This is a genomic window from Nocardia brasiliensis (assembly GCF_042691675.1).
In the GTDB taxonomy this organism is placed as follows: Bacteria; Actinomycetota; Actinomycetes; order Mycobacteriales; family Mycobacteriaceae; genus Nocardia; species Nocardia brasiliensis_D.
Window position 1 is genome coordinate 4849910 of sequence record NZ_CP170507.1, and the last position, 24737, is coordinate 4874646.

The 24737-nt window shown below is 66.4% G+C and carries 10 protein-coding genes (1 of these 10 cut by a window edge); 7 read left to right on the forward strand and 3 right to left on the reverse strand.

Annotated features, from left to right (window positions below; all coding sequences use genetic code 11):
- Window positions 1–12891, reverse strand: the 5' portion of a protein-coding gene (locus ACFK0J_RS22275; protein WP_378730241.1) for an amino acid adenylation domain-containing protein. It extends 2451 nt beyond the left edge of the window; only the first 12891 of its 15342 coding nucleotides appear in the window; it begins with the start codon at window positions 12889–12891; its stop codon lies off the left edge, out of view.
- Window positions 12892–13463: 572 nt separating this feature from the next.
- Here ACFK0J_RS22275 and ACFK0J_RS22280 point away from each other — a divergent pair.
- Entirely contained in the window at window positions 13464–16757 is a 3294-nt protein-coding gene (locus ACFK0J_RS22280) for a BTAD domain-containing putative transcriptional regulator (protein ID WP_378730243.1), read from the forward strand.
- Window positions 16758–16797: 40 nt separating this feature from the next.
- On the opposite strand, the gene ACFK0J_RS22285 is transcribed toward ACFK0J_RS22280, so the two are convergent.
- Both ACFK0J_RS22285 and ACFK0J_RS22290 read right to left on the reverse strand, forming a co-directional pair.
- A complete protein-coding gene (locus ACFK0J_RS22285) occupies window positions 16798–17397 on the reverse strand; it encodes a methyltransferase family protein (RefSeq protein ID WP_378730245.1) in 600 nt (199 codons plus the stop codon).
- A gap of 187 nt (window positions 17398–17584) precedes the next feature.
- Window positions 17585–17941: a cupin domain-containing protein gene (locus ACFK0J_RS22290; protein WP_378742959.1), complete on the reverse strand. Its 357-nt coding sequence runs from the start codon at window positions 17939–17941 to the stop codon at window positions 17585–17587.
- 47 nt (window positions 17942–17988) lie between these two features.
- Between ACFK0J_RS22290 and ACFK0J_RS22295 the strand changes: the two genes are divergently transcribed.
- The 6 genes from ACFK0J_RS22295 to ACFK0J_RS22320 all read left to right on the forward strand — a co-directional run bounded on the left by ACFK0J_RS22295 (window position 17989) and on the right by ACFK0J_RS22320 (window position 24726).
- Window positions 17989–18960, forward strand: a complete 972-nt coding sequence (locus tag ACFK0J_RS22295) for a GlxA family transcriptional regulator (protein ID WP_378730247.1) — start codon at window positions 17989–17991, stop codon at window positions 18958–18960.
- Window positions 18961–19076: 116 nt separating this feature from the next.
- Window positions 19077–19790, forward strand: a complete 714-nt coding sequence (locus ACFK0J_RS22300; RefSeq protein ID WP_378730249.1) for a response regulator transcription factor — start codon at window positions 19077–19079, stop codon at window positions 19788–19790.
- Entirely contained in the window at window positions 19784–21352 is a 1569-nt protein-coding gene (locus tag ACFK0J_RS22305; RefSeq protein ID WP_378730251.1) for a sensor histidine kinase, read from the forward strand. The genes ACFK0J_RS22300 and ACFK0J_RS22305 overlap by 7 nt, the downstream gene beginning before the upstream one ends.
- A gap of 148 nt (window positions 21353–21500) precedes the next feature.
- A complete protein-coding gene (locus tag ACFK0J_RS22310; RefSeq protein ID WP_378730253.1) occupies window positions 21501–23336 on the forward strand; it encodes a glycosyltransferase family 39 protein in 1836 nt (611 codons plus the stop codon).
- Between the two features lie 135 nt (window positions 23337–23471).
- A complete protein-coding gene (locus ACFK0J_RS22315; protein WP_378730255.1) occupies window positions 23472–23807 on the forward strand; it encodes a nitroreductase family deazaflavin-dependent oxidoreductase in 336 nt (111 codons plus the stop codon).
- A 106-nt stretch (window positions 23808–23913) separates the two neighbouring features.
- Window positions 23914–24726, forward strand: a complete 813-nt coding sequence (locus tag ACFK0J_RS22320) for a VOC family protein (protein ID WP_378730257.1) — start codon at window positions 23914–23916, stop codon at window positions 24724–24726.
- The last annotated feature ends 11 nt before the right edge of the window (window positions 24727–24737 follow it).

Sequence of the window (24737 nt, forward strand, 5' to 3'; positions counted from 1 at the left end):
ACGTTGCGCACCGGCCACCACCACCGCCGCACCACCGGCCAACGTCGGCCAGATCTCATAGGTCGTGGCGTCGAAGGCCATCGAAGAATGCGCCAGAACCCGATCTCCGGGATCTGTCGACCAGGCCCGGGCAACCAGGTTCACCAAGTTACGGTGGGTGACCCCAACACCTTTCGGAACACCGGTGGAACCGGAGGTATAGGTCACGTAAGCCAAATTCTGCGGCCGCAGACCGGGGCAGAGCACACCGGCGGTTTCCGCACCGAGCGCCGCACCGTTGTTGCCTGCTGTGTCGAGATAGTGGTGCGGGGTTGCCGTGTCAGGCAGGAAGAGCGCGGTCGCGGAGTCGGTCACGACAACGGCCGGGGCGGCGTCGGAGAGGATGAACGCCAACCGCTCCGACGGATAGCCCGGATCGATCGGCAGATACCCACCACCGGCTTTCAGCACGCCCAGTAGCGCCACGATCAACTCCACCGACCGTGGCAACGCCACCGCGACCAGGGTGTCCGGGCCTACGCCACGCGCGACGAGTGCGCGCGCCAACGCATCGGCTCGGGTATCGAGTTCCCGGTACGACATTTCGGTGTCGCCGCCGATGACGGCGATCGCCGCTGGGGTCCGGGCGACCTGTGCCTCGAACAGCGCGACCATCGTGATGTCCGGGACCGCGACGGTGGTGTCGTTCCATCGACGCAGCACCAACTCGCGTTCGTCGGTGTCGAGGACATCGATCGACCCCACCGGCCCGCCCGGGTCCGACACGATCCGGTCCAGTATCCGCACGAACCGGGCAACCATCGCCTCGACCGTCGACCGATCGAACAAGTCGGTCGAATACTCGACGAAGCCGCTCCACGGGTCACCGGCGGGTGCGTCGGCGACATTGAAGAACAGGTCGAACCGCGAAGCCGCGATGGACGCGGGATAGGGCTCGAACCCGACCCCCGGCAACTGCAGTGTCGGCAGCGTGTTGTTCTGGAATGCCAGTGACACCTGGAACAACGGGTGGTGCGCCGCCGAGCGGGCCGGGTTGAGCAATTCGACGAGCAACTCGAACGGAACATCCTGGTTCTCGTACGCGGCCAACGCCTTCGACCGGACCTGGCCCACGACCTCGGTGAACGCCGTTGCCGGAGAGACGGTTGCGCGCAGCACCCAGGTGTTGACGAAGAACCCGACCAGATCGGCCAGTGCTTCATCGGTGCGACCGGCGATCGGCGAACCGATCGGGATATCCTCTCCGGCACCGAGTTTGAACAACAGCACCGCAAGCGCGGACTGCAACACCATCGACACCGTCGCACCCTCACGGGCCGCCAACCGCGCCAGCCCGCTCCTCGTTCGCGCATCGACACCGAAGACCACCATGTCGCCGCGATAGCTGGCCACCCGGGGACGCGGCCGGTCGGTCGGCAAGCGCAACTGTTCCGGCAACCCGTCGAGTTCCTTGCGCCAATACTCGAACTGCTGGGACAGCACACTGTCCGGATCGGTCGGCGCACCCAGAAATTCTCGCTGCCACAGCGTGTAGTCCACGTATTGCACCGGCAACGGCGCCCATTCCGGCGCTCGATGCTCGAGGCGAGCGGCGTACGCGCTCGCCAGGTCCCGCAACAACGGCGCCGCCGACCAGCCGTCGCCCGCGATGTGATGGACCAGCAGCACCAGCACACACTCATCGGCACAGGACCGGAATACGTTGGCGCGGATGGGGATCTCCGAGGACAGATCGAACCCGTACCGCACCGCCGCCGTCACCGCCGCGTCCAGCTCGGCGGTTTCCGCCTCGACGGTGACCGGTACCTCGACACTGTCCGCATCGAGCACACGCTGCGTCGGCACACCATCGGCTTCGACGAAGATCGTGCGCAGACTCTCGTGCCGGGCCACCACATCACCGAGTGCGGCCGCGAAGGCGGACGCGTCGAACACGCCACGCAATCGGACCGGCAACGGCATGTTGTAGGTCGCCGACGGCCCCTCCAGCCGGTGGATGAACCACAACCGGCGCTGCGCGTACGACAGCGGAATCACGTCCGGCCGGGGCCGGGCCAACAGCGGCGGGCGCACCTGAACGTCGGCATCGAGCCGAGTCACCAACTGCGCCACCGTCGGCGCATCGAATATCGTCCGGATCGGCACTTCGACTCCGGTGACCGCACGGATCCGGCTGGCCAGTCGGGTCGCCAGCAGCGAGTGACCACCCAGCGCGAAGAAGCTGTCGTCCACCCCGACCCGGTCGAGACCGAGGATTTCGGCGAACAGTTCGGCCAGGACCTGTTCGCGTTCGCTGTCCGGCGCCCGGTACTCCGCCGACGAGGCGAACTCCGGGTCCGGCAACGCTTTCCGATCCAGCTTTCCGCTCGTGGTCAACGGTACCGAGCCGATCACCATCACCGTCGCGGGCACCATGAACTCCGGCAACCGGTCGGCTGCCCAGCGCCGCACGTCGGCGGCCAGCAGGCCCGCCTGCGGGTTGTTGGCATACCCGGCCGGATCGCCCACGGGTGCGGCGGCGGTGTAGACGTCGGTCAGTGGCCTGCCGTCAGCGGTCGCGGGGTCGACGAACACGGCCTCCATCCGATCCGGCCGCGCGGACCAGGTGACCGCGGTGGTGTAGCCCAGTCGTCGGCCCAACACATACAGGTCTTCCGGCACGACACCCGCACGGTCGGCGATCGTGTCGAGCATTCCCTCGAAACCGACGCCGAGTGCGTCGGTAGCGACGCCGGAGTGCCCCGCCCGGATTCGATTGGTCGCTTCGACCTCGCCGACCAGCCCGGCGTGCGGGATGCCGGTGACACGAATGACGTCCGGATGCTGGTCGCGCAGCAACGCTCGCAACCGATCATCGTCGCGGAAAGCGACTTTCGGAGCTTCGGCGACGGACAGCGCGTTCGTCGGAGCCGGGTACAACACCACGTCGTACCGATACCGCGTCAACTCGTTCATCGAATATCCGCGTTTGAGTTCGATGTCGACGGCACCGATGTCCAGGACGTCACCCAGCGCACGGAAATACTCCGGTGCCAGCAGCAATTCTTGTTCGGCCGAGATGTCTCGACGGACCCGTTCGCCGACCGCTACCGGATCGTCGCCGCCGTTGCGCGCGATCTGCGCCGCGGTGGTGAACTCCGCCAGCAGCGCCAGATTCCGGACATCACCGATGAACACCGCCCCACCGGGAGCCAGCACGCGCAGCACCCGCTCGAGCACCCGACGCAGATAACTCTGGCTCGGGAAGTACTGGATCACCGAGTTCAACACCACCGTGTCGAAATAGTGTTCCGGCAGCCCCGCAGTGTCGTCGGCGCTCCGCACACTCAGCGAGACACGGTCGACCCACTCGCCGTTCAGTTCCCCCAACTGTCGCCGCAGTGTGCTGATCGTCGCGGCCGAGAAATCCGTCGCCCAGTATTCCGCGCAGTCCGGTGCCAGGTGCGACATGATCAAACCCGACCCCACACCGATCTCGAGTACCCGCCGCGGATGCAACGCCCGAATGCGTTCCACGGTGGTCGCGCGCCATTCACGCATCTGCTCCACCGGAATCGCGGCCCCGGTATAGCTGCTGTTCCAGCCGCCGAAAACGGTACCGAACGCGACCTCGCCACTGTCGACCGGTCGGGCGTCCTTTCCATTTCCGTTTCGGCCGTACAGGTCGTCGTACACCCGCCGCCACTGCCCTACCAGCTCGCCTTCCCCGGCGGTCGCCCCGGAGTGGTCGGCGACCACGTACCCGACCAACTGCTTTCCCGCGTCGGAGTCGTGTGCCACGACCACCGCCTGGGCGACCGAAGGATGTTGGGCCAGAACGGTTTCGACTTCACCCGGCTCGACCCGGAAACCGCGGATCTTGACCTGATCGTCCACCCGGCCCGCGAACTCCAGCACCCCCGCCGAAGTCCAACGCACCACATCACCGGTGCGATACAACCGGCCAGCACCGGTCCGGTCGAACGGGTCGGCAACAAACCGGGCCGCGGTCAGCCCGGCCCGACCGTGATACCCCCGCGCCAGCTGCGCACCGGCCACATACAACTCCCCCGGGACCCCCACCGGCACCGGCACCAACCACGAATCCAGCACGAATACCCGTGTATTGGCTACCGGCGCCCCGATCGGCACCACCGCACCCAGCTCACCATCGGGTACGCGATAGGCGGTCACATCGACCGTCGCCTCGGTCGGGCCATAGAGATTATCGATCCGCAGATCCTGTCCGATGGCACGCAGCGATCGCACCAACCCGGGAGCAAGCGTGTCAGCGCCGGTGTTCACCTGCCGCAGACTCTGGAAAGGCTTGCCGGGCAACGGTTCCATGTGATCGACCAATGCCGACAGCAACGGTGGTGTCGCGAACATCTTCGTTACCGACCACGACTCCACCAACCGCGTGATCTCCGCTGGATCCGAGCGCTGCTCGACGGCGACAACCAATGTCGCGCCACCACACAGCGCGGGCCAGATCTCATAGGTCGAGGCATCGAACGCGATCGACGAATGCACCAGCACCCGGTCGTCGACACCCGCCGACCACGCCTGGGCAACCAGGTTTGCCACGTTACGGTGGGTGATACCAACACCTTTCGGAACACCGGTGGAGCCGGAGGTGTAGATCACGCACGCCAGATTCTGCGAGTCCACCGCGACAACCCGGTCCATACCTGCCCGGTCGCCTTCCGCAAAGGTGTCGAGCGCCTCCATGGAGTCGAGATAAAGGTGCGGTGTCGTGGTCGGCGGCAGTGCGTGTGCGGTCGCGGAGTCGGTCACGACGACAACCGGCGCGGCGTCGGCGAGGACGAACGCCAACCGATCCGAGGGGTACGCCGGATCGATCGGCAGATACCCGCCGCCCGCCTTCAACACACCCAGCAATGTCACGATCAGGTTGGTGGACCGGGGCAAGGCCACCGCGACCACACCATCCGGACCCACGCCGCGCGAGATCAAGGCTCGCGCCAGCCGATCGGCACGAATGTCGAGCTCGTGGTACGTCATCTTCCTGTCCGCGCAAACGACCGCGATCGCGTCCGGGGTCGCGGCTACCTGTGCGCGAAACAGACCGGTGATGGTGGTGTAGTCCGGTATCTCGACGGTGGTGTCGTTCCACCGGCGCAACACCAGCTCGCGTTCGTCGGCGTCGAGGACATCGATCGACCCCACCGGGACCTCGGGATCCGACGCGAGCTGGCGCAGCAGGCGCACCAACCGAGCCGCCATCGCCTCGACCGTCGACCGGTCGAACAGCTCGGTCGCATATTCGACGAATCCGTTCCACGGGTCACCGGCGGGGGCTTCCGCGATATTGAAGAACAGGTCGAACCGCGCGGTCGCGGTGGCTGCGGGGTAGGGCTCGATCCGCACTCCGGAAAGCTCGAGGGCGGGCCGGGTGTTGTTCTGAAATGCCAAGGTCACCTGGAACAACGGATGATGCGCCGCAGAGCGGGTGGGGTTGAGCAACTCCACCAGCAACTCGAATGGAACATCCTGATTCTCGTAACCGGCCAACGCCTTTTCCCGGACCACGCCCAGGATCTCGGTGAACGATGCGTCCGGCACGACGGCCGCGCGGAGCACCCAGGTATTGACGAAGAACCCGACCAGCTCGGTCAACGCCTCGTCGGTCCGACCGGCGATCGGCGCTCCGATCGGAATGTCCTCTCCGGCACCGAGTTTGAACAGCAATACCGCCAACGCCGACTGCAACACCATCGACACCGTCGCACCTTCGCGAACCGCCAAATGTTCCACCGCAGTACGGATCTCCGGATCGATACGGAAATACACCATGTCTCCGCGATAGCTGGCCACCCGAGGGCGCGGCCGGTCGGTCGGCAACCGCAACTGCTCGGGCAGACCGTCGAGCTCACGACGCCAATACTCGAACTGCTGGGACAACACACTGTCCGGATCGGTCGACGACCCCAGCAACTCGCGCTGCCAGAGCGTGTAATCCGCGTACTGCACCGGCAGCGGTCGCCAGCGCGGTTCCTGACGCTGCCGTCGCGCCGCGTACGCCTGCGACAAGTCCCGCAGCAACGGTGTCAACGACCAGCCATCGCCCGCGATGTGATGGATCAACAACACCAGCACGAACTCGTCAGCGTCCGAACGGAACACGTTGGCGCGGAGCGGGATCTCCGACGACAAATCGAATCCATACCGCACCGCGGCGGTCACCGCCGCGTCCAGCTCGGCGGGATCCACGTCGTCGGCGTTCCGCTCGGCCACCGTGACCGGCACCTCGACACTGTCCGGGTCGAGTACCCGTTGGGACGGCACGCCGTCGGCGTCGGCGAAGACCGTCCGCAGACTCTCGTGCCGAGTGACCACGTCCCCGATCGCGGCGGTCAACGCCGACACATCCACCCCGTGCAGCCGCACCGCCAGCGCCATGTTGTAGGTGGCCGAGGGTCCCTCCAGTCGGTGGATGAACCACAGCCGCTGTTGCGCGAACGACAGCGGAACGATCTCCGGCCGGGGCCGGGCCAGCAAGGCCGGACGCACCTGAACGCCCGCGTCGAGCCGAGTTGCCAACTGCGCCACCGTCGGCGCGTCGAACACCGTCCGGATCGGCACCTCGATGCCCAACTCCACCCGAATGCGGCTGGCCAGGCGGGTCGCCAGCAACGAATGGCCGCCCAACTCGAAGAAACTGTCGTCCACCCCCACCCGGTCCCGTCCGAGGACCGCACCGAACAGCTCGGCCAGCACCCGCTCCCGCGCGCTGCCCGGCGCCCGATATCGGACCGAGGACACCGACTCCGGCGCGGGCAATGCCGCGCGATCCAGCTTCCCGTTCGCGGTCAACGGCACCGAGTCGATCACCATCACGACGGTCGGCACCATGAACTCCGGCAACCGCTCGGCGGCGAACGCGCGTACGTCCGCGCCAACGAGGTCGATTCGAGCGGGCCCGTTGCCGCCCGAGTCTTCTCCCCGGTCGGCCACGACATAGCCGATCAGTTGTTTGTCACCGGTATCGGTGTCGCGTACCACCACCAGCGCCTGCGCGACCGAAGGATGCTGCGCCAGTACCGATTCGACCTCGCCGGGTTCGACTCGGAAGCCGCGGATCTTGACCTGATCATCGATCCGGCCGAGAAACTCCAACTGCCCGGAATTGTTCCAGCGCACCAGATCACCGGTGCGATACAGGCGGCCTCCGCTCGAATCGAAGGGATCGGCGATGAACCGTGCCGCGGTCAGGCCCGCCCGGCCGTGATACCCCCGGCCCAACTGCGCACCGGCCACATACAACTCGCCCGCCACCCCTACCGGGACCGGCGCCAACCACGAATCCAGCACGAACACCCGCACATTGGCCAGCGCGGATCCGATCGGCACCACCACGTCATCGAAGTGTTCCCCGGGCTCGAACGGTCGGTGGACCGCGAACGTCGTTGTCTCGGTGGGCCCGTACACATGCACGATGCGAGTGTCGGGGCACTGGCGCAAAGCCCGCCCGAACACCTCCGGCGGCATCTCCTCGCCGCCGACCCACACCTCCCGAAGCCGGGTGAGCGCGTCGGGGCGATGATCGATGAACAACTCGAACAACCGAGTGGTGACGAATACCGCGGTAACGCCATTCGCCACCAATTGCCGACCCAGCACCGCGATATCGGTGCGACCCGGCGGCGCGACAACTACCCGGCCACCACCCAGCAGCGGAACCCAGATCTCATAGGTGGAGGCATCGAACGCGACCGAAGAGTGCACCAGCACGCTGGCGTGCGCACCGTCGCGCCAACTCGGCTTGGTCGCGAAGGCCACCACGTTGCGGTGCGTGATGGCAACACCTTTCGGGACACCGGTAGAGCCCGAGGTATAGGTCACGTACGCCAAGTTCTGCGGGGCCGCCGCGACGGCCCGATCCGAGGGGGCTCGGTCCACCACGTCGGTGGTGTCGAGGTAGAGGTGCGGTGCCGCGGTCTCGGGCAACAGATCAGCGGTGGCGGTATCGGTCACGACCACCACCGGTGCGGCGTCGGTGAGGATGAATGCCAACCGATCCGAGGGATACGTCGGATCGATCGGCAGGTACCCACCACCCGCCTTCAGTACCGCCAGCAACGCCGCGATCAACTCCACCGACCGTGGCAACGCCACTGCGACAATGCTGTCGGGGCGCACCCCGCGGGCGATCAGGCCGGACGCCAATTCGGCTGCGCGCACGTCGAGTTCGCGATAAGACACTTCGTTGTTGCCGCAGACCACCGCCACCGCATCCGGCGTCCGGGCGACCTGCGCTTCGAACAATCCGGCCACGGTGCCGTCCGGGTCCACCGGGACGGCGGTGTCGTTCCACCGGTGCAGCACCAGGTCGCGTTCCTCGACATCGAGGACATCGACCGACCCCAGCACGGTGTCCGGCTCCGACACCACCTGCCGCAGGATCCGCACCAACCGACCTGCCATGGCCTCGACCGTGGCGCGATCGAACAGATCGGTGGCGTATTCGATGTATCCGTCCCACCCGGCGGCAGAGCCGTTGCCGTTGTTCCGCGCCCCGACCGGGGCATCGCCGATGTTGAAGGTCAAGTCGAACCGCGAGGTGTTGGTGGCCGGCATGCAGGGCGCTACCCGCACCCCCGGCAACCGCAGGGTGGGCAGGGTGTTGTTCTGCAGCGTCAGCAGTACCTGGAACAGCGGATGGTGCGACGCCGAGCGGGCCGGATTGAGCAACTCGACGAGCAACTCGAAAGGCGCGTCCTGGTTGTCGTACGCCGCCAACGCTTTTGCCCGGACACCACCCAGCACGTCGGTGAATGATGCTGCGGGCGTGACCGTCGCGCGCAGCACCCAGGTGTTGACGAAGAATCCGACCAGATCGGCCAGTGCGTCATCGGTGCGACCGGCGATCGGCGAGCCGATCGGAATATCCTCCCCGGCACCGAGTTTGAACAACAGCACGGCCAAGGCCGACTGCAACACCATCGACACCGTCGCACCCTCACGGGCCGCCAACCGCTCCGCCGCGGTACGCACGTCGGGATCGATACCGAAAAACACCACATCACCGCGGTAGCTGGCCACCCGCGGCCGCGGCCGGTCGGTCGGCAACCGCAGTTGCTCGGGCAGGCCGTCGAGTTCCGCGCGCCAGTAACCGAACTGCCGCGACAGCACACTGTCCGGATCCGTCGGTGAGCCCAGCAGTTCCCGCTGCCACAGCGTGTAATCCACGTACTGCACGGGCAACGGTTCCCACTGCGGCGCCTGCCCTTCCCGTCGCGCCGCATACGCGATCGACAAATCCCGCAGCAGCGTCGTCGCGGACCAGCCGTCACCGGTGATGTGATGGATCAATACCAGCAGCATCCACTCATCGGCTGCACACCGAAACGCGCTGGCGCGGATCGGGATCTGTGTGGACAGCTCGAACCGATACCGCGCCGCCTCAGCGACCGTCGCGTCCACCGCGGCGGGATCCACGTCGGCGATGGTCACCGGCACCTCGACGCTGTCCGCGTCGAGCACATGTTGGGCGGGCACGCCGTCGGTTTCGACGAAGACCGTGCGCAAGCTCTCGTGCCTGGCCACCAGATCAGCGACCGCGGCGGTGAACGCCGACGCATCGAACGCACCGGTCAACCGCGCGGCCAACGGCATGTTGTAGGTGGCCGATGGCCCCTCCAGCCGATGGATGAACCACAACCGGCGCTGCGCGAACGACAACGGCACCACGTCCGGTCGGGGCCGAGCCAGCAGCGTCGGACGCATCGCGAGACCGGCATCGAGCCGGGTCACCAACTGCGCCACAGTCGGTGCGTCGAACACCGTCCGGATCGGCACCTCGACGCCCATCACCACCCGAATCCGGCTGATCAGGCGGGTAGCGGACAGCGAATGCCCACCCAGCTCGAAGAAGCTGTCGTCCGCACCGACCCGGTCGATTCCCAATACCTCACCGAACAATCCCGCCAGCACCCGTTCTCGCTCGCTGCCCGGCGCCCGATACGCCATCGAGGAGGTGAACTCCGGGGCAGGCAGCGCGGCGCGGTCGAGCTTGCCGTTGGGTGTCAACGGCACGCTGTCGATCACCATCACCACGGTCGGCACCAGGAACTCCGGCAGGCGCTCCGCGGCGAACCGGCGCACCTGTCCCCCATCGAGCGCGGGCGCACCCGTCCGGCCGTTGCCGTCGATCGAGCCGCTTCGATCCGCGACCACGTACCCGATCAGCTGCTTGTCGCCGCCGGTTTCGGTGTCGCGGGCCAGCACCACAGCCTGCGACACCGAAGGATGTCGAGTCAGTACCGATTCGACCTCGCCCGGCTCCACCCGGAAGCCGCGGATCTTGACCTGGTCGTCGGCCCGGCCGACGAACTCCAGTACCCCGGCCGATGTCCAGCGCACCACATCACCGGTGCGGTACAACCGGCCACCGGTCGGATCGAACGGATCCGCCACGAACCGGGCCGCGGTCAGCCCCGGTCGACCGTGATAGCCCCGCGCCAATTGCGCACCGGCCACATACAATTCACCGGCCACCCCTACCGGGACCGGTGCCAACCACGAGTCCAGCACGAAGACCCGCATGTTCCCCAGCGGCGTCCCGATCGGGCTTTCACCCCGGGCGCCATGCGCTTCCCGCAGGCCCAGCTTCGTCACATGCACCGTGGTTTCGGTGATCCCATACATATTCACCAGGGCTGGACCACCGGCACCGCCGACCGAGTACCACGGCTGCAGGTGGGCGTGCTGCAACGCTTCCCCGCCGAATATCACCATGCGCAGGGCGGAATCGGTAGTGCCGGACACCGACCGGGCTTCGGCCAACGCATGGAACGCCGAAGGGGTCTGATTCAGGATCGTCACCCCGTCGCCGACGACGAGATCCCACAGCTGCGCGGGCGTGCGCACCACGTCCCACGGCACCACGATGACCCGGCCGCCGTGCAGGAGCGCACCCCAGATCTCCCAGACAGAGAAGTCGAACGCTTGGGAATGGCACCAAGCCCAGACATCGTCGGCATCGAATTCGCACCACGGCGCGGTGCTCAGGAAAAGCGATGCCACATTCCGGTGGGTGACGGCAACGCCCTTCGGCGTGCCGGTGGAGCCGGACGTGTAGATGAGATACGCGAGATTGCCGGGCAGCGGCGCGGCGGGCCGCGCGACCTCATGCCGTTCCACGTCGGCCTGCTCGATCAGGATAAGGGGAACTCTGTGGTGCGGGAGCGTTTTCGAGGTGCCGACGTCGGTGAGGACGGCGATCGGTGCGGCATCGTGGAGAATGAAAGCCAACCGCTCGGCGGGATATCCCGGATCGATCGGCAGATAAGCACCCCCCGCCTTCAACACCGCCAGTATCGCGACGATCAATTCCGCCGACCTCGGCAGTGCCACCGCCACCACGCTGTCCGGACCCGCACCGTGCGCAATCAAGGTCCGCGCGACACGGTCTGCCAAGGTGTCGAGCTCACGATACGAAAGCTTCGCGGCACCGGACACCACCGCCACCGAGTCCGGGGCCAGGCGCACCCGGTCCTCGAACAACCCCACCAAGGTCGCGGCCGGATCAACCGGCACCGCTGTGTCGTTCCACGCCTCGACTACCAGCGACCGGTCGGCACCGAGAATGTCCACTGCCCCGATCGGCGCCGCTGGATCGGTTATCGCCTGCTGCAAGTACCGCGCGATCGATCCGAGGTAGCCGCGGAGATCGTCTTCGGTGTAGAGCTGCGCGTCGCCCTCGATCCGCAGATATCCACCACGGTCCGACTGCTTTTCGTAGTGCAGGACGATCGACAGATCCCCGCTGTTGCCCGCCGAGAAGACCTGGAGGTCAGCCTTTCCGCCGGTCATCCGCAAGGCGCCGAAGAAGGACATGATATTGATGACCGGGCCGAACGGGTTCCCCTTGACGGGCGGCATTTTCAGGTCGCGTCGGATCTCCGACATCCCGTATCTGAGGTGATCTCGCGCGCCCGCGATGCTGGCCTGGAGCCGTTCGGACAGTTGCCCCAGCGACAGTGCCCTGCTCGAATTCACCAGCAGTGGAACGGTATCCGACAGTTGGCACGGCGTTCGTCGCGGGATGGCCGTCTGATTCGAGACCGGTATCTGCACACAGAATTCATCGCGTAACGAATAGCGCTGGATGGCGGCGGCCGCGACGGACATCAGCAGATAGGGCAGCTTGACGCCGATCGCTTGCGCGGAGCTGATCAGCCGGCCCAGCTCCGCACCCGAAATGCCACGCGTGCAACCGATCCGCCCCGGCTTCGCGCCGGGTGCGGCGTTGCCGGGAAGTCTGAGCGGTTCGATCCCGGGCGGGATCTGCCCGCGCCAGTACTCGCGGTCGATCGCCTGCTGATGCCGGCGATACGCACGATCGCTGTCGATGATCTCGTCGACCGGCACGAAATCGGGCGGCTCGATGGGCGTTCCAGATGCCAAGGCGCCGTATACATCCAGCACTCGCTGGGCCCAAGTGGCGACACCGACACCATCCATGATGATGTGGTGGAAGCACATCGACAGGAAGTACTGTCCCGCACCTACTTTGAGCAGCGCGACCCGCAACAGCGCGTCCAGCTCCAGATCGAAGGCCACTTCGAGTTCGCGGGACATGTAGTCGAAAGCCATCGACTTCGGGGCCGGCTGTTCGGTGAGATCGAGGTAGGCGGGCAACCAATCCCGGGTGTCCCGTTCGACCTGCATCGGCCCCTCGGCACCACGGATGAAATTGACCGTGAGTGCTGCCGACTCGGCGAACACCTGCCGCAGCGCGGTGACAAAATGGCCGAGCTCCAGTTCGGCGTGAATGTCGATATATATCAGACAATTATTGGGGATATCGGAAAGCTCGTGCGCTAACCAGAGTTCTTTCTGAATCGAAGTCAGACTACGCAGCAGTGATTTATTACCGGATTGCATGACAAACTCCCTCGCTTATCACCTTTGCCGGGCGGTACCGATCCACTGCTGGCCGAACGAGTTTGTTTTCGACGATGCAGCCGCTCAGCACGCGCATCGCCGGACAGCACCGCCGCGCGCCCTGCTCGCTGTGTCGGCAAAGGTGGGGACACGCGGTGCCCCCGGTCTACTGCCGCCGCCCCCGTCGACGAATCCGCGCCGGGCCGCTTCATTGACCACCGGCGCGTCACCCTCCCCGAATCCCCGTGGGCGACAACCCTGTCCGCAACCTGCGACAGCAGGGCGAAACGGCGACTCAGCTGGTGCGACGCATGGTCGAGCCCGGAAATGGACGCTTGCTCACAACTAGATGAGCCGTTGCTGACCGGACAGCTCGTCGACTGCCGATGAACTCGTAGCCCCCGAATCATGCTGTCGCACACTCGATCAGGATGTCTCGAGCCGCGTAACTGCCGCTGTACTAGTGCGTAAATGACTGGTCAAAGTGGTAACTATCCTGCGTTCTTGCGTCGGAAGTGCCTGGCGCCACCTATGCTCAGCGCTGGTAGCACATGGTTCAGGAGGGCTTGTCCATGGCGCACACACAGATCAGATATGGGGTGCTCGGTTCGTTCACGGCGATGCGAGATGACCGTGAAATCGAGTTGGGCCCAGCGAAACAGCAAGCCGTGCTTGCGGCACTGATGCTAGAGATGAACCGGCCGGTAACGGTCAACGCGATCATCGATGGGGTGTGGGGCGAACACCCCCCAGGTGACGCGCGCAACGGTGTGCAGACCTACGTCAGCCGGCTGCGTCGGGTCCTCGCTCCGTGTCGTAAGGCCGCTGAACCGGCGCTCGTGTGGGCGGAGACCGGGTACGTGCTGCACGGCGACCCTTCGCTGTCGGACCACGTCGCGTTCGACCGGCTCATCGCGACCGCCGAGCGATGCCGCCGCGAAAGCGACCTCGACGCGGCGGCCACCCACACCGATGCCGCGCTGGCACTATGGCGCGGTGAACCGTTCAGCGGTCTGGCGGGCCCGATCATCGAGGCCGAACGCCGCAGGTTGCAGGAGCGGTACCTGACCGCGCTCGAGCACCGTGCCGGGATCAAGCTCGCGCGCGGCCACTACGCCGAGGCAGTGGCCGAACTCGCGCCGCTGGTCAGTTCGTACCCGTTGCAGGAACGGTTCCGGACGCTGCTCATGCTCGGTCTCTACCACTGCGGGCGCCAGGCCGAGGCGTTGATGGTTTTCCAGGACGCTCAGCGCCGTCTGGCCGAAGAGATAGGGATCGAGCCGGGGCGCGAGCTTCGCGAACTGCACCGACGGATCCTGTGCGACGAGATCGAACCGCCGCTCGACGCATCGTCGGGAGCACCGACCGGTCGGAATGAATCCCCCTACGGCGTAGCGGATTTCAACATTCCGGCGGAAGGGGCCCCAATGATAGGCGCCGTCGGTGCTACGACCGACGGCGGTACCACAGAATCGCGGCCCGAGGTGGCGCCGAGCCGGAACCAGCTTCCCGGCGATATCGCGGACTTCACCGGTCGCGGCGACGAGCTGCGCCGCCTGCTCACCGACACCCCCGCGGACGAGGCTCGCTCGACCGTATTGATCGAAGCCATCGATGGCATGGCGGGCGTCGGCAAGACGACGCTGGCGATTCACGCGGCGCATCAACTCAGCAGCCGCTATCCCGACGCTCAGCTCTACATCGACCTGCATGGACACACCGACGAGCGGGCACCCATCGAACCGATGGTGGCGCTGGACCGGCTGTTACGCGCCGTAGGGGTACCGAGCGAGTCGATACCCCCCGATCTGGATGCCCGAGCGGCGTTGTGGCGCACCGAGATCGCTTCCCGTTCGGCGCTCCTCGTCCTGGACAATGTGGCCGACGCCGATCAGGTTCGGCCGCTGCTCCCCGGCACACCCGGCTGTCTGGTCCTGATCACCAGCCGACGGCGGCTGGTCGAACTCGACGTCGCCAAAACGCTGTCGCTGGATGTGCTTTCGCCCGAGGACGCGACGGCGCTGTTCACCACCATCGTCAACGACGACCGAGTCCTGGCCGAGCCCGACGCGGTGGACGAAACCGTTCGGCTGTGCGGTTATCTGCCGCTGGCGATCCGAATCGCGGCAGGCCGCCTCCGCGCGCGGCCGGTCTGGCCCATCGACCGGTTGGCCGAACGGCTTCGCCACCCCAGCCATCGACTCGAGCACCTGTCCGCGGGGTCCCGGAGCGTGGCCGCCGCACTCACCGCGAGCTTTCAAGATCTGCCGATCGAACAACAACGCGTGTTCCGGCTGCTCGGATTGCACCCCGGCCGCGACTTCGATACCTATGCCACCGCTGCCCTGGCCGAGATCGGGGTCGACGCGGCCGAGCAGATTTTGGAAGCTCTGGTCGATGTTCATCTGCTGGAGCAGGTGGTGTCCGGGCGCTACCGGTTTCACAACCTGGTGCGGGATTACGCCGCGACACTGAGTCAGCCGTCCGATATCGACTGCAGCGCGGCGTTGACCCGGTTGTTCGACTACTACCGGTATGCCGCTTGGTCGGTCGGTACGAAAATCCTGCCGGACCGCACAATTCGTATCGGTCACCTGCCCGAGCCGGCCACACCGACGCCCGCGCTGGCCGGTCACCATGAATGCGTGGCCTGGTTGCACAGCGAGCGGCTCAACCTGCTGGCCATTGCCAGAGAAGCGACTCGGGCCCGCTGGTCCGACTACACCAGGCTGTTCTCCGAAGTGCTGTGGTGGCCGTACGTGACCGGCCTTCGATGCTCCGACGACGTGATCACGTTGCACTTCGACGCCGTCGAGGTCGCCCGCAGCAACGGTGAACACGCGGAAGAGTGCCGTCTGCTGGTCAATCTCGGCTACACACTCTGGCGAATTCGGCACTACCAGCAGGCTTTAATGGTGCTCGACGATTCCATCCGACTGGCCCACGGTCTGGGTGACTACTCCAATGCGGCCAGAGCCATGCACCACAGTGGGCTGGTCTACTTCCGTTTGGCGCGTTATCGGGATGCGCTGATGGGCTACCACCAAGCCCTGTCATTGTCGCGCTCGATCGATGACAAGTTCATGGAAGGCTACGCGCTACAGGGCCTGGGGCAGGTCTACGAACGGATGGGCTACTGCGACGACGCACTCGCCCATCTCCGGCAAGCCCTGAGCGTCGCCGACGACACCGGCGACCCCTATCTACGCTCCTGTGCCCTGATGCGCATGAGCGACACCGATATTCGGATCGGCAGATATGACGACGCCCTCGCCCACCTGGCGGACGCCGGGAAAACGCTGGCGCCGATGTCATCGAACACGCTCTTCCACAACTATCTTTCGATTCGAATCGGGCACGCCTCTTGTCATACGAAGCAGTACGAGACCGCGCTCGACAACTTCCGGACAGCGCTGGCTCTCGCCGAGCGCAACAATGACCTGGTTCTCGAGTGTTGCGCACATCTGGGTATCGGCGATGTCCATCGTCGGCAAGAACACCATCGGGAAGCACTCGCGCACTACGAGCGAGCACTCCAGATCGCGTCCGCGTCCGGCTCACCTTACGAAGAGGTGCTCGCCTATGACGCCATCGCCGGGGTCAACCATCAGTCGACGCGCTTTTCCGTTGCCCGCCAGCACTGGAAGGCCGCCCTGACGATCGCCGCCGGTTTGGGAATACCCGAAACCCAACGCATCGCCGACCATATCGCCGACCTCGACGCCACCTTGCTCAGCACGGCAACGGAAGCCGCCGAATCGCGATCGGCCGAGTTCCGCAGAGCCGCGGACTTGCTCCGGTGCGATATCCCGCCCTCGCATCGCACGTCCGCCATGGCAACGATGGTCGACCTGGGGCCGCCATGACGGCTGGCCACCGCCCGCCTCGTCCCGGTCGCCAGCGAAGTTACCGCTGCCGCCCGAGCAAGGGCAGGAATCGGCCCGTGTGGGCTGCATATTCCGCGTACGCGGCCCCGTGGGCAGAGCGCAGATACGGCTCTTCGACCTGTCTGACCTGGATTTCGATGGCGGCGAGAGCGAACACGAGCCCGCCCAGCGCGACGGCGTTGGGGACCAGCAAAGCCACCCCCGAGCAGGTGGCTCCTACGCCGGTCAGCACAGGATTACGGACCCACCGGAACGGGCCCGTAGTGACCAGCGCTGTGCGCACGTCCGGATCGACATCGGCCCGCCACGATGCGCCCATACTCAGCTGAGACACGAAGGTGAGCGCGATACCGGCGACGGCGAGTGCGGCACCCGTGCCGCGAATGGGTTGCGCATCGAGCACCGGGAAGGGCTCCAGCCCAAGGAGTTCGGCGATCGGCGCGGCAACGATCCCGAGGAAACCGACGGTGGAGATCATCTTCGCCCACCACTGAGCGGTGCCGGGCCGGTCGCGGACCCGGATCTCGGTGTTCCCGACGCGACGCAACTGGACGACCGTGCGCGCACCGACGGCCACCAACAACCACACGCCGATCAGGACAAGCGCGGCTACCGCCATGCTCGCACCTCTTCTCCCGCTTCCGGGTCGGCACCGACCACCGTCGGCCCCATTCCTCCCAACGGTATCCGTTTCGTTGATCCGGATGCTGCCTCTGCCCGCCGGATCAGCCAACCGAATACGACGGTCGAATCGGCCATGGGTCGGGGCTGGGCCCACGGCGGCCGGGCGGACCCCGACCGGCGACCTAACCTTCGGGATAGAAGACGAACAGCGTGCAACCCGTGGTTGTCTGTGGGATGTGTGAGGAACCGGCGGGGGCATGGATGAAGGACCCGGCGGGATAGTCCCGGTTCCCGTCGTTGAAGACGCCGGAGACCACGAAGACCTCCTCGGGGCCCGGTTCGTGCACGTCGATCCCCTGCCAGCGGGCGTGCGGGTCCATCTCGAGGAAATATGCCTTCGCACCGTTGTCGCCAATCCATAGGGAGCGCGAGCGGATGCCCGGGAAAAGCTCACGAACCGGGGCGTCCAGCACGGCGGACCACTCGTAACCGGACATGTTCTGGTCTGTCGTCATAGGGTCAGCCTCCCCGACCGGTATGCCTCCGGCCGAGTGTCAGAGATGACATCTCGAGGTACTTTTTTGCCATGCATCGCGTCGTGGCACTTGTTCGCTCACCACAGTCGACCTTCGAGCTCAGTTGCGCGGCAGAGGTGTTCGGGATCGAGAGGCGCGGAATTCCGGCGCGCTACGCGTTCGGCGTGTGCACTGAACACCCGGGACCCGTCGCGACATCCGCCGGGTACGACATGCTCGTGACAGCCGGACTCGATGCGCTCGACCGGGCAGACACCGTGCTCGTCCCTGGCTGGTTGCCCACCGACGATCCGCCGTCACCTGCGGTCATCCGCCGGCTACGGAGCGCACACGCCCGCGGCGCGCGGCTGGTCAGCATCTGCACCGGCGCCTTCGCGCTGGCGCACGCCGGTGTATTGGACGGGCGCCGGGCGACCACGCACTGGGCTCGGGCGGACGAGCTGGCCGCCCGCTTTCCAGCCGTCCAGATCGACCGGGACGTGCTCTACGTCGATCACGGTGACGTGGCCACCAGCGCGGGCGCCGGAGCAGGCATCGACTTGTGCCTGCACTTGGTACGTACAGACCAGGGGGCCGGGTACGCCGCGCAGGTCGCGCGGAGCATGGTGATGCCGCCCCACCGCGAGGGCGGGCAGTTGCAGTACGCGGCACCGCCACACCCGGTGCAGATCGATGGTTCGCTCGCACCATTGCTGGAGTGGGTAATCGAGCGGCTCGGCGAACCACTCACGGTCGAGGACCTGGCCGCGCGGACCGGCGTCTCGTCACGCACCCTCGCCCGCCGTTTCATCGACCAGCTCGGCGTCGGCCCCGGACAGTGGCTGCTCGCCCGGCGTATCGCCGCGGCACGAGAGTTGCTGGAAACGTCCGATCTCCCAGTGGACGCCGTCGCTCGCCGCGTCGGCCTCTCCTCGGCCACAAACCTGCGCAGACGTTTCCTTCGTGCTCTCGGCACGACACCAGGTGCTTACCGCAGGGCGTTCAGGACCGAAACCGATAGCCGCCCGGAGCGCTCGGGGTAGCGGTACATGGCTGCGGCGTCTACCAGTGAGCCCTCCACCATGTACCGCTCGGGATTCCCAGGGAACTCCCAGCTGGGGTCCAGGTTGGGTGTATGGGGCGGGCGCATTCTGTTGGGATGAGCAGCGCCGAGCCTCTGACCCGTGTTCTCGTCGTCGATGACGAGCCGATGATCTTGGAGTTGTTGCGCACGAGCCTGCGTTACCAGGGATTCGAGGTGGCTACCGCGCTCAGTGGTAACGAAGGATTGGACATGACGCGCCGGTTCCGGCCGGATGTGCTGATCGTGGACGTCATGATGCCGGGAATGGACGGGTTCGGCCTGCTGCGGCGACTGCGGGCGGCTGGGTTCGACGCTCCGGTGTTGTTCCTGACGGCACGCGATCAGGTCGAGGCCAAGCTGACCGGGTTGAGCCTCGGGGCGGACGACTACGTAACCAAACCGTTCAGCCTGGAGGAAGTGATCGCGCGATTGCGGGTGATCCTGCGCCGTGCCGGGACATTGGGCCGTGGCCGGGTGGAGCGGCTGCGGGTCGCCGATATCGAACTCGACGACGAAAGCCATGAGGTGTGGAAGGCCGGTGCGCCGGTGTTGTTGTCCCCCACCGAGTTCACGCTGCTGCGTTATTTCATGGTCAATGCGGGCAAGGTGCTGAGCAAACCGATGATCCTGGATCACGTGTGGCGCTACGACTTCGGCGGCGACGCCAGCGTCGTCGAATCGTATGTGTCGTATCTGCGACGCAAGATCGACACCACCGAGCCGAAGTTGATCCACACGCTCCGGAGCGTCGGCTATGTACTGCGCGCACCACAACCGGGTCCGTGGTGAAACGTCGCCTGGCGAGGCTCGGTGCGGCACTGGAACGACGCGTCGCGGCGATCCCGCTGCGGGTGGGTCTGGTGGTGGTCCTCGTCGCGCTGGCGGCGTCCGTGCTGCTCGGCGCGGGCGTGGTGCTGACCTCGGTCATGAGCCGGGCGTTGACCGACAGGATCGATGAGCAACTCGTCGACGCGGCCCACTCGTGGGCCGAGCCGAGCCCGATGCGGCAGATCGCCGATAGCGACGGGCACTTGCACTGGGTGCCCGCGGGTTTTCCCGCGCCGCCACCGTCCTTCGGTGTACAGCCGCACCGCTTCTTCGAGCGGCGCACCGGCCCGCAAGGTCAGCTCTACTTCCAGATACCCGGCGACGCGGACGGTTCCGCTGTCGCGGCCGACGTGGCGTCGCCGAATACCGCGGGACCGACGACGGTGGGCTCGGTCGGCGACGCCGACGTCCGGTGGCGGGTGCTGACCGCGACCAACCAATACGGCTCGGTGACCATCGGGCTTCCGCTCACCGAGAACGAGCAGACGGTAGCCTGGCTGGTCATCGTCGAAATCGCCACTGGCGCAAGTGCCTTGGTGCTCCTCGGGGTCTTGGGCTATCTGATGGTGCGGCGCAGCCTGCGGCCGCTGCGCGTGGTCGAGCACACCGCCGCGGCCATCGCCGCGGGCGACCTGCGGCAGCGAGTGCCGGTGCGCGAGGTGGATACCGAGGTCGACCACCTGGCCCGCTCACTCAACGCGATGCTGACCCAAATCCAGTACGGTGTCGCGGCGACCGAGGCGTCGGAGGAAGCCGCACGCCGCTCGGAGGCCAAGATGCGGCAATTCGTCGCCGATGCCAGCCACGAACTGCGTACGCCGTTGACCACGATCCGCGGGTTCGCCGAACTGTATCGGTACGGCGGCGACACCGACCCGGTCCAGTTGCTGGCCCGCATCGAAGCCGAGGCCGCCCGAATGGGTGTGCTGGTCGAAGACCTGCTGATGCTCGCCAGCCTGGACGCCAACCGACCGCTCGCACAGCAGCCGGTGGATCTGCTAGCGCTGGCCGGGGACGCGGTGCACAACGCACACGCTGTGGCCGCACGCCAGCAGCCCGACCGGCCGATCAACCTGGAGATCCGCGGCCACGGCACCATGGTCGTGCTCGGCGACGAAGCCCGGCTGCGGCAGATACTGGCGAACCTGCTCGGCAACGCGCTCACCCACACCCCGCCCGGCACACCGATCGTCGTCCGACTCACCCCGGGTGCCGACGACGTCCGCCTCGAAGTCGCCGACTCCGGGCCAGGGTTGGCCCCCGAGGACACAGCGCGAATCTTCGAACGCTTCTACCGCACCGACACCTCGCGCACCCGCGCCAGCGGCGGCACCGGCCTCGGCCTGTCGATCGTCCGAGCCCTGGTAGCCGCGCACGGCGGCCGCGTCAGCGTCGACAGCGAACCGGGCACGGGCGCCACCTTCACGGTCGTCCTCCCCCGAAACGACGACACACCCGCCGCCCCGTCATCCGCCGAGGGCGACAGTTCTCAGCAGGCACCAGCGGTGGGTGAACATTGTTGAGGCAGGACGATCGGCTCCCAGCATTCTCCCAGCTTCCCTCCAGGGACATTGCAGGATGCTGGACGAACGTAGTTGATATGAGCAAGCCGACCATCGTCCCAGTCGCTCCGACCGGACCGGCAACGGCCGCGCCGGTGAGCGTCGACCGGTGACCGCGACCGACCTCGGCCAGGCCGCCGCCGTCTCCGACGTGCGGCGTCCGCACCCGAGCCGCGAGTACCCGGCGTTGGCGGTGCTCCTGCTCGGCACCGCGAGCGCCTACCTGTGGAATCTGTCCGCCAACGGCTGGGGCAACACCTTCTATTCCGCTGCGGTGCAGGCGGGTGCGCAGTCATGGAAGGCGTTCTTCTTCGGCTCCTCCGACGCGGCGAACACCATCACCGTCGACAAGACGCCCGCGTCGTTGTGGCCGATGGAAATCTGTGTCCGGCTCTTCGGGCTGTCGAGCTGGAGTATCCAGCTGCCGCAGGTACTGATGGGCGTGGCGGCGGTGGCGCTGCTGTGGGCGACGGTGCGCCGTTCCTTCGGCCCCACCGCCGGACTGCTCGCCGGGCTGGCGCTAGCGCTGACTCCGGTGGCGGCGTTGATGTTCCGGTTCGACAACCCCGACGCCCTGCTCGTGCTGCTGATGGTCGCCGCGGCGTGGGCGATGACCCGGGCACTCGACGACGGCCGCTGGCGGTGGCTCGTATTATGCGGCGCGCTGGTGGGATTCGGTTTTCTCGCCAAACAACTCCAGGTACTACTGGTGCTACCCGCCCTGGCAGCGACCTACCTCATCGCCGGACCACCCGAACTCGGCAAACGGGTGGTCCAGTTGTTCGCGGCGGCTGCGGCAATGGTTGCCGGGGCGGGCTGGTGGCTGCTGATCGCGCAACTCTGGCCTGCCTCCTCGCGGCCCTGGTTCGGCGGCTCCCAGCACAACTCGATCATCGAATTGACCGTGGGATACAACGGACTCGACCGGATCGCGGGCAGTGCCACCTCGGCGACCTCCGACTCCCCGTGGGTGGCGATGTTCACCAGCGGAAGGGGCATCGGCCGGATGTTCGATTCCACTGTGGGCGGGCAGATTTCGTGGCTCATCCCGGCAGCGCTATTGCTCCTGGTGGCCGGGCTGGTGCTGCGCGGCCGAGCAGCGCGCACCGATCCACAGCGTGCGGCGTTGATCCTGTTCGGCGGCTGGGGCCTGGTGACCGGGCTGGTGTTCAGCTTCATGAGCGGCACCTTCCACGAGTACTACACCGTCGCGCTCGCCCCGGCCGTGGCTGCCGTGGTCGGAGCGGGCGCGGTCATGCTGTGGCGGGAGCGCGAAAAGCGTTGGACGCACGCTGTTCTGGCGCTGTGCCTGCTAGTGACCACGGTCACCGCCCGGGTATTGCTCTCCCGCAGTGCGGAGTTCCTGCCGTGGCTGCGCTGGGCGGTGCTGGTCGTCGGAGTCGTTACTGCCCTTACCATCTCGTTCGGCACGGCACGTCTGGCCACCGGCGCCGCGGTGGCCGCCGTACTCGTCGCGCTCGCCGGACCGGCGGCCTACACCGCGCACACCATCGCCAACCCACACACCGGCGGGATCCCGCTGGCCGGACCCACCGTTCGCGACGAGCAAGCACGCGGCCCGGAGCCGACCGGTGCACCCAGTGAACAGGTAATAGCGCGGTTGACGCAGAACGGCACCGACTACACCTGGGTGGCCGCTACGGTCAGTTCGATGAAAGCGGCCGAGTTCCAGCTGGATTCGGGACGACCGGTAATGCCGATCGGCGGTTTCGCCGGTGGCGATCCGGCGCCCACCCTCGCGCAATTCCAGGACGATGTCGCCCAAATCCGGATCCACTACTTCATCGCAGGCAAGGCAATGGGCGCGTCGACGGACACCGAGGGCGCGAAGATCACCCAATGGGTGCAGGAAACTTTCACACCGACCACCGTGGACGGCGTAACCCTCTATGACCTGACAACACCGCCTCACACCGCGAGTTGAGCGCGTCCAACCCTTCGGGCGCGAGTTCCGTCGGTAGCGTGAACAGCTGCGGTTGCCCACCGGGCACCTGAGCAACGTGACCGAATCCGGCCGCACCGAAACACACTGGCCGTCCGACCAGCCGGAGAGCTCGAAGTGAACAACCAGTCGATGCGCCTACTCGCCCGATTCAACCGGCACGTCACAAACCCCGCGTTCCGCGCACTCGCCGCCCACCTCCCCGGCTACGCCAACGTCGTACACACCGGCCGACGTACCGGCCGCCGCTACCGCACACCGGTCGGAATCACCTGGCAGCGCCACGAACTCCGGATCGCACTGAACTATGGGGCGCACAGCGACTGGGTACAGAATGTGCTCGCCGCCGACAGCCTCACGCTCGACCACCGGGGTAAGCGCATCACGCTGACCGAGCCGCGAGTAGCCCAGATCGGCGGCCGAGACTTCCTGCTGGCGACGATCCCCCGCTGACCCCACGCCAATGCCCGTCCCGGCCGGTCCGGGTAATAGGACGGCCGATGACCTATTGGCTTCCTACGGTGGCTGGGTAAGCACGCAACCACAGCCAGGAGGAATCATGGGATTCTTGTCCCCGGGCCAGGTCGTCTGGTTCGAAATCGGTACCCACGACGCCGCGACCGTCGAGAAGTTCTACAGCCAGCTCTTGGGTTGGCGTTTCGAGGTCGATCCCGACTCTTCGGTCGACGGCCGTCGCTACATCCGCGTCATGGCACCCTCGGCGCCGTGGCCGATGGGCGCGATCAACGAAGACCCTTCCGGCGGTGAGCAACTCAACATCTCCGTCTTCTCCAACGACGTAGCGGGAGACACCGAACGGCTCACCGGACTCGGTGCCCGGGTCCTGGTTCCACCCACCCAGGTCGCCGAGGTGACCTCATTCGCGGTGCTGGCCGACCCGCAAGGCAATCCGTTCTCGCTGTTCTCCCGCACCGAGCGCGAAGACCTCAAAGACCGCGCCGAAGCGACCGAGGAATACATGACCCAGTCCGCTTACGCCCCGGCACCGGGCTCGATGGCCTGGTTCGAGATCGGCACCACCGATTTCCACACCACCCGCGCCTTCTACACACAGGCCTTCGGCTGGCGGTTCGAGTTCGACGAATCCGCTGGCGGCAAACCGTATTACAACATTTTCACCGGTAACCAGTGGCCTGCCGGTGGTCTGTACGACCACGGCGCCGATGGCCAGGACTACCTGATGCCGAGCTTCCTCACCGACGATGTGCCCGCCACCACCGACACCGCCGAAACCCTCGGCGCTGTCGTGGAATTCGGGCCCGACTCGAACCCTGACGGGCTGGTGTACTCGCGCATCGTGGACCCCAATGGCAACCGTTTCGGGTTGTTCACCGCCCCCACTCGAAACTGAGCTGAAGAAGG

Bases quoted from the DNA above. Each gene is read 5' to 3' on its own strand.
- ACFK0J_RS22280 (WP_378730243.1), top strand. From the start codon at position 13,464: ATGGCGCACACACAGATCAGATATGGGGTGCTCGGTTCGTTCACGGCG.
- ACFK0J_RS22285 (WP_378730245.1), bottom strand. From the start codon at position 17,397: ATGGCGGTAGCCGCGCTTGTCCTGATCGGCGTGTGGTTGTTGGTGGCC.
- ACFK0J_RS22295 (WP_378730247.1), top strand. From the start codon at position 17,989: ATGCATCGCGTCGTGGCACTTGTTCGCTCACCACAGTCGACCTTCGAG.
- ACFK0J_RS22300 (WP_378730249.1), top strand. From the start codon at position 19,077: ATGAGCAGCGCCGAGCCTCTGACCCGTGTTCTCGTCGTCGATGACGAG.
- ACFK0J_RS22320 (WP_378730257.1), top strand. From the start codon at position 23,914: ATGGGATTCTTGTCCCCGGGCCAGGTCGTCTGGTTCGAAATCGGTACC.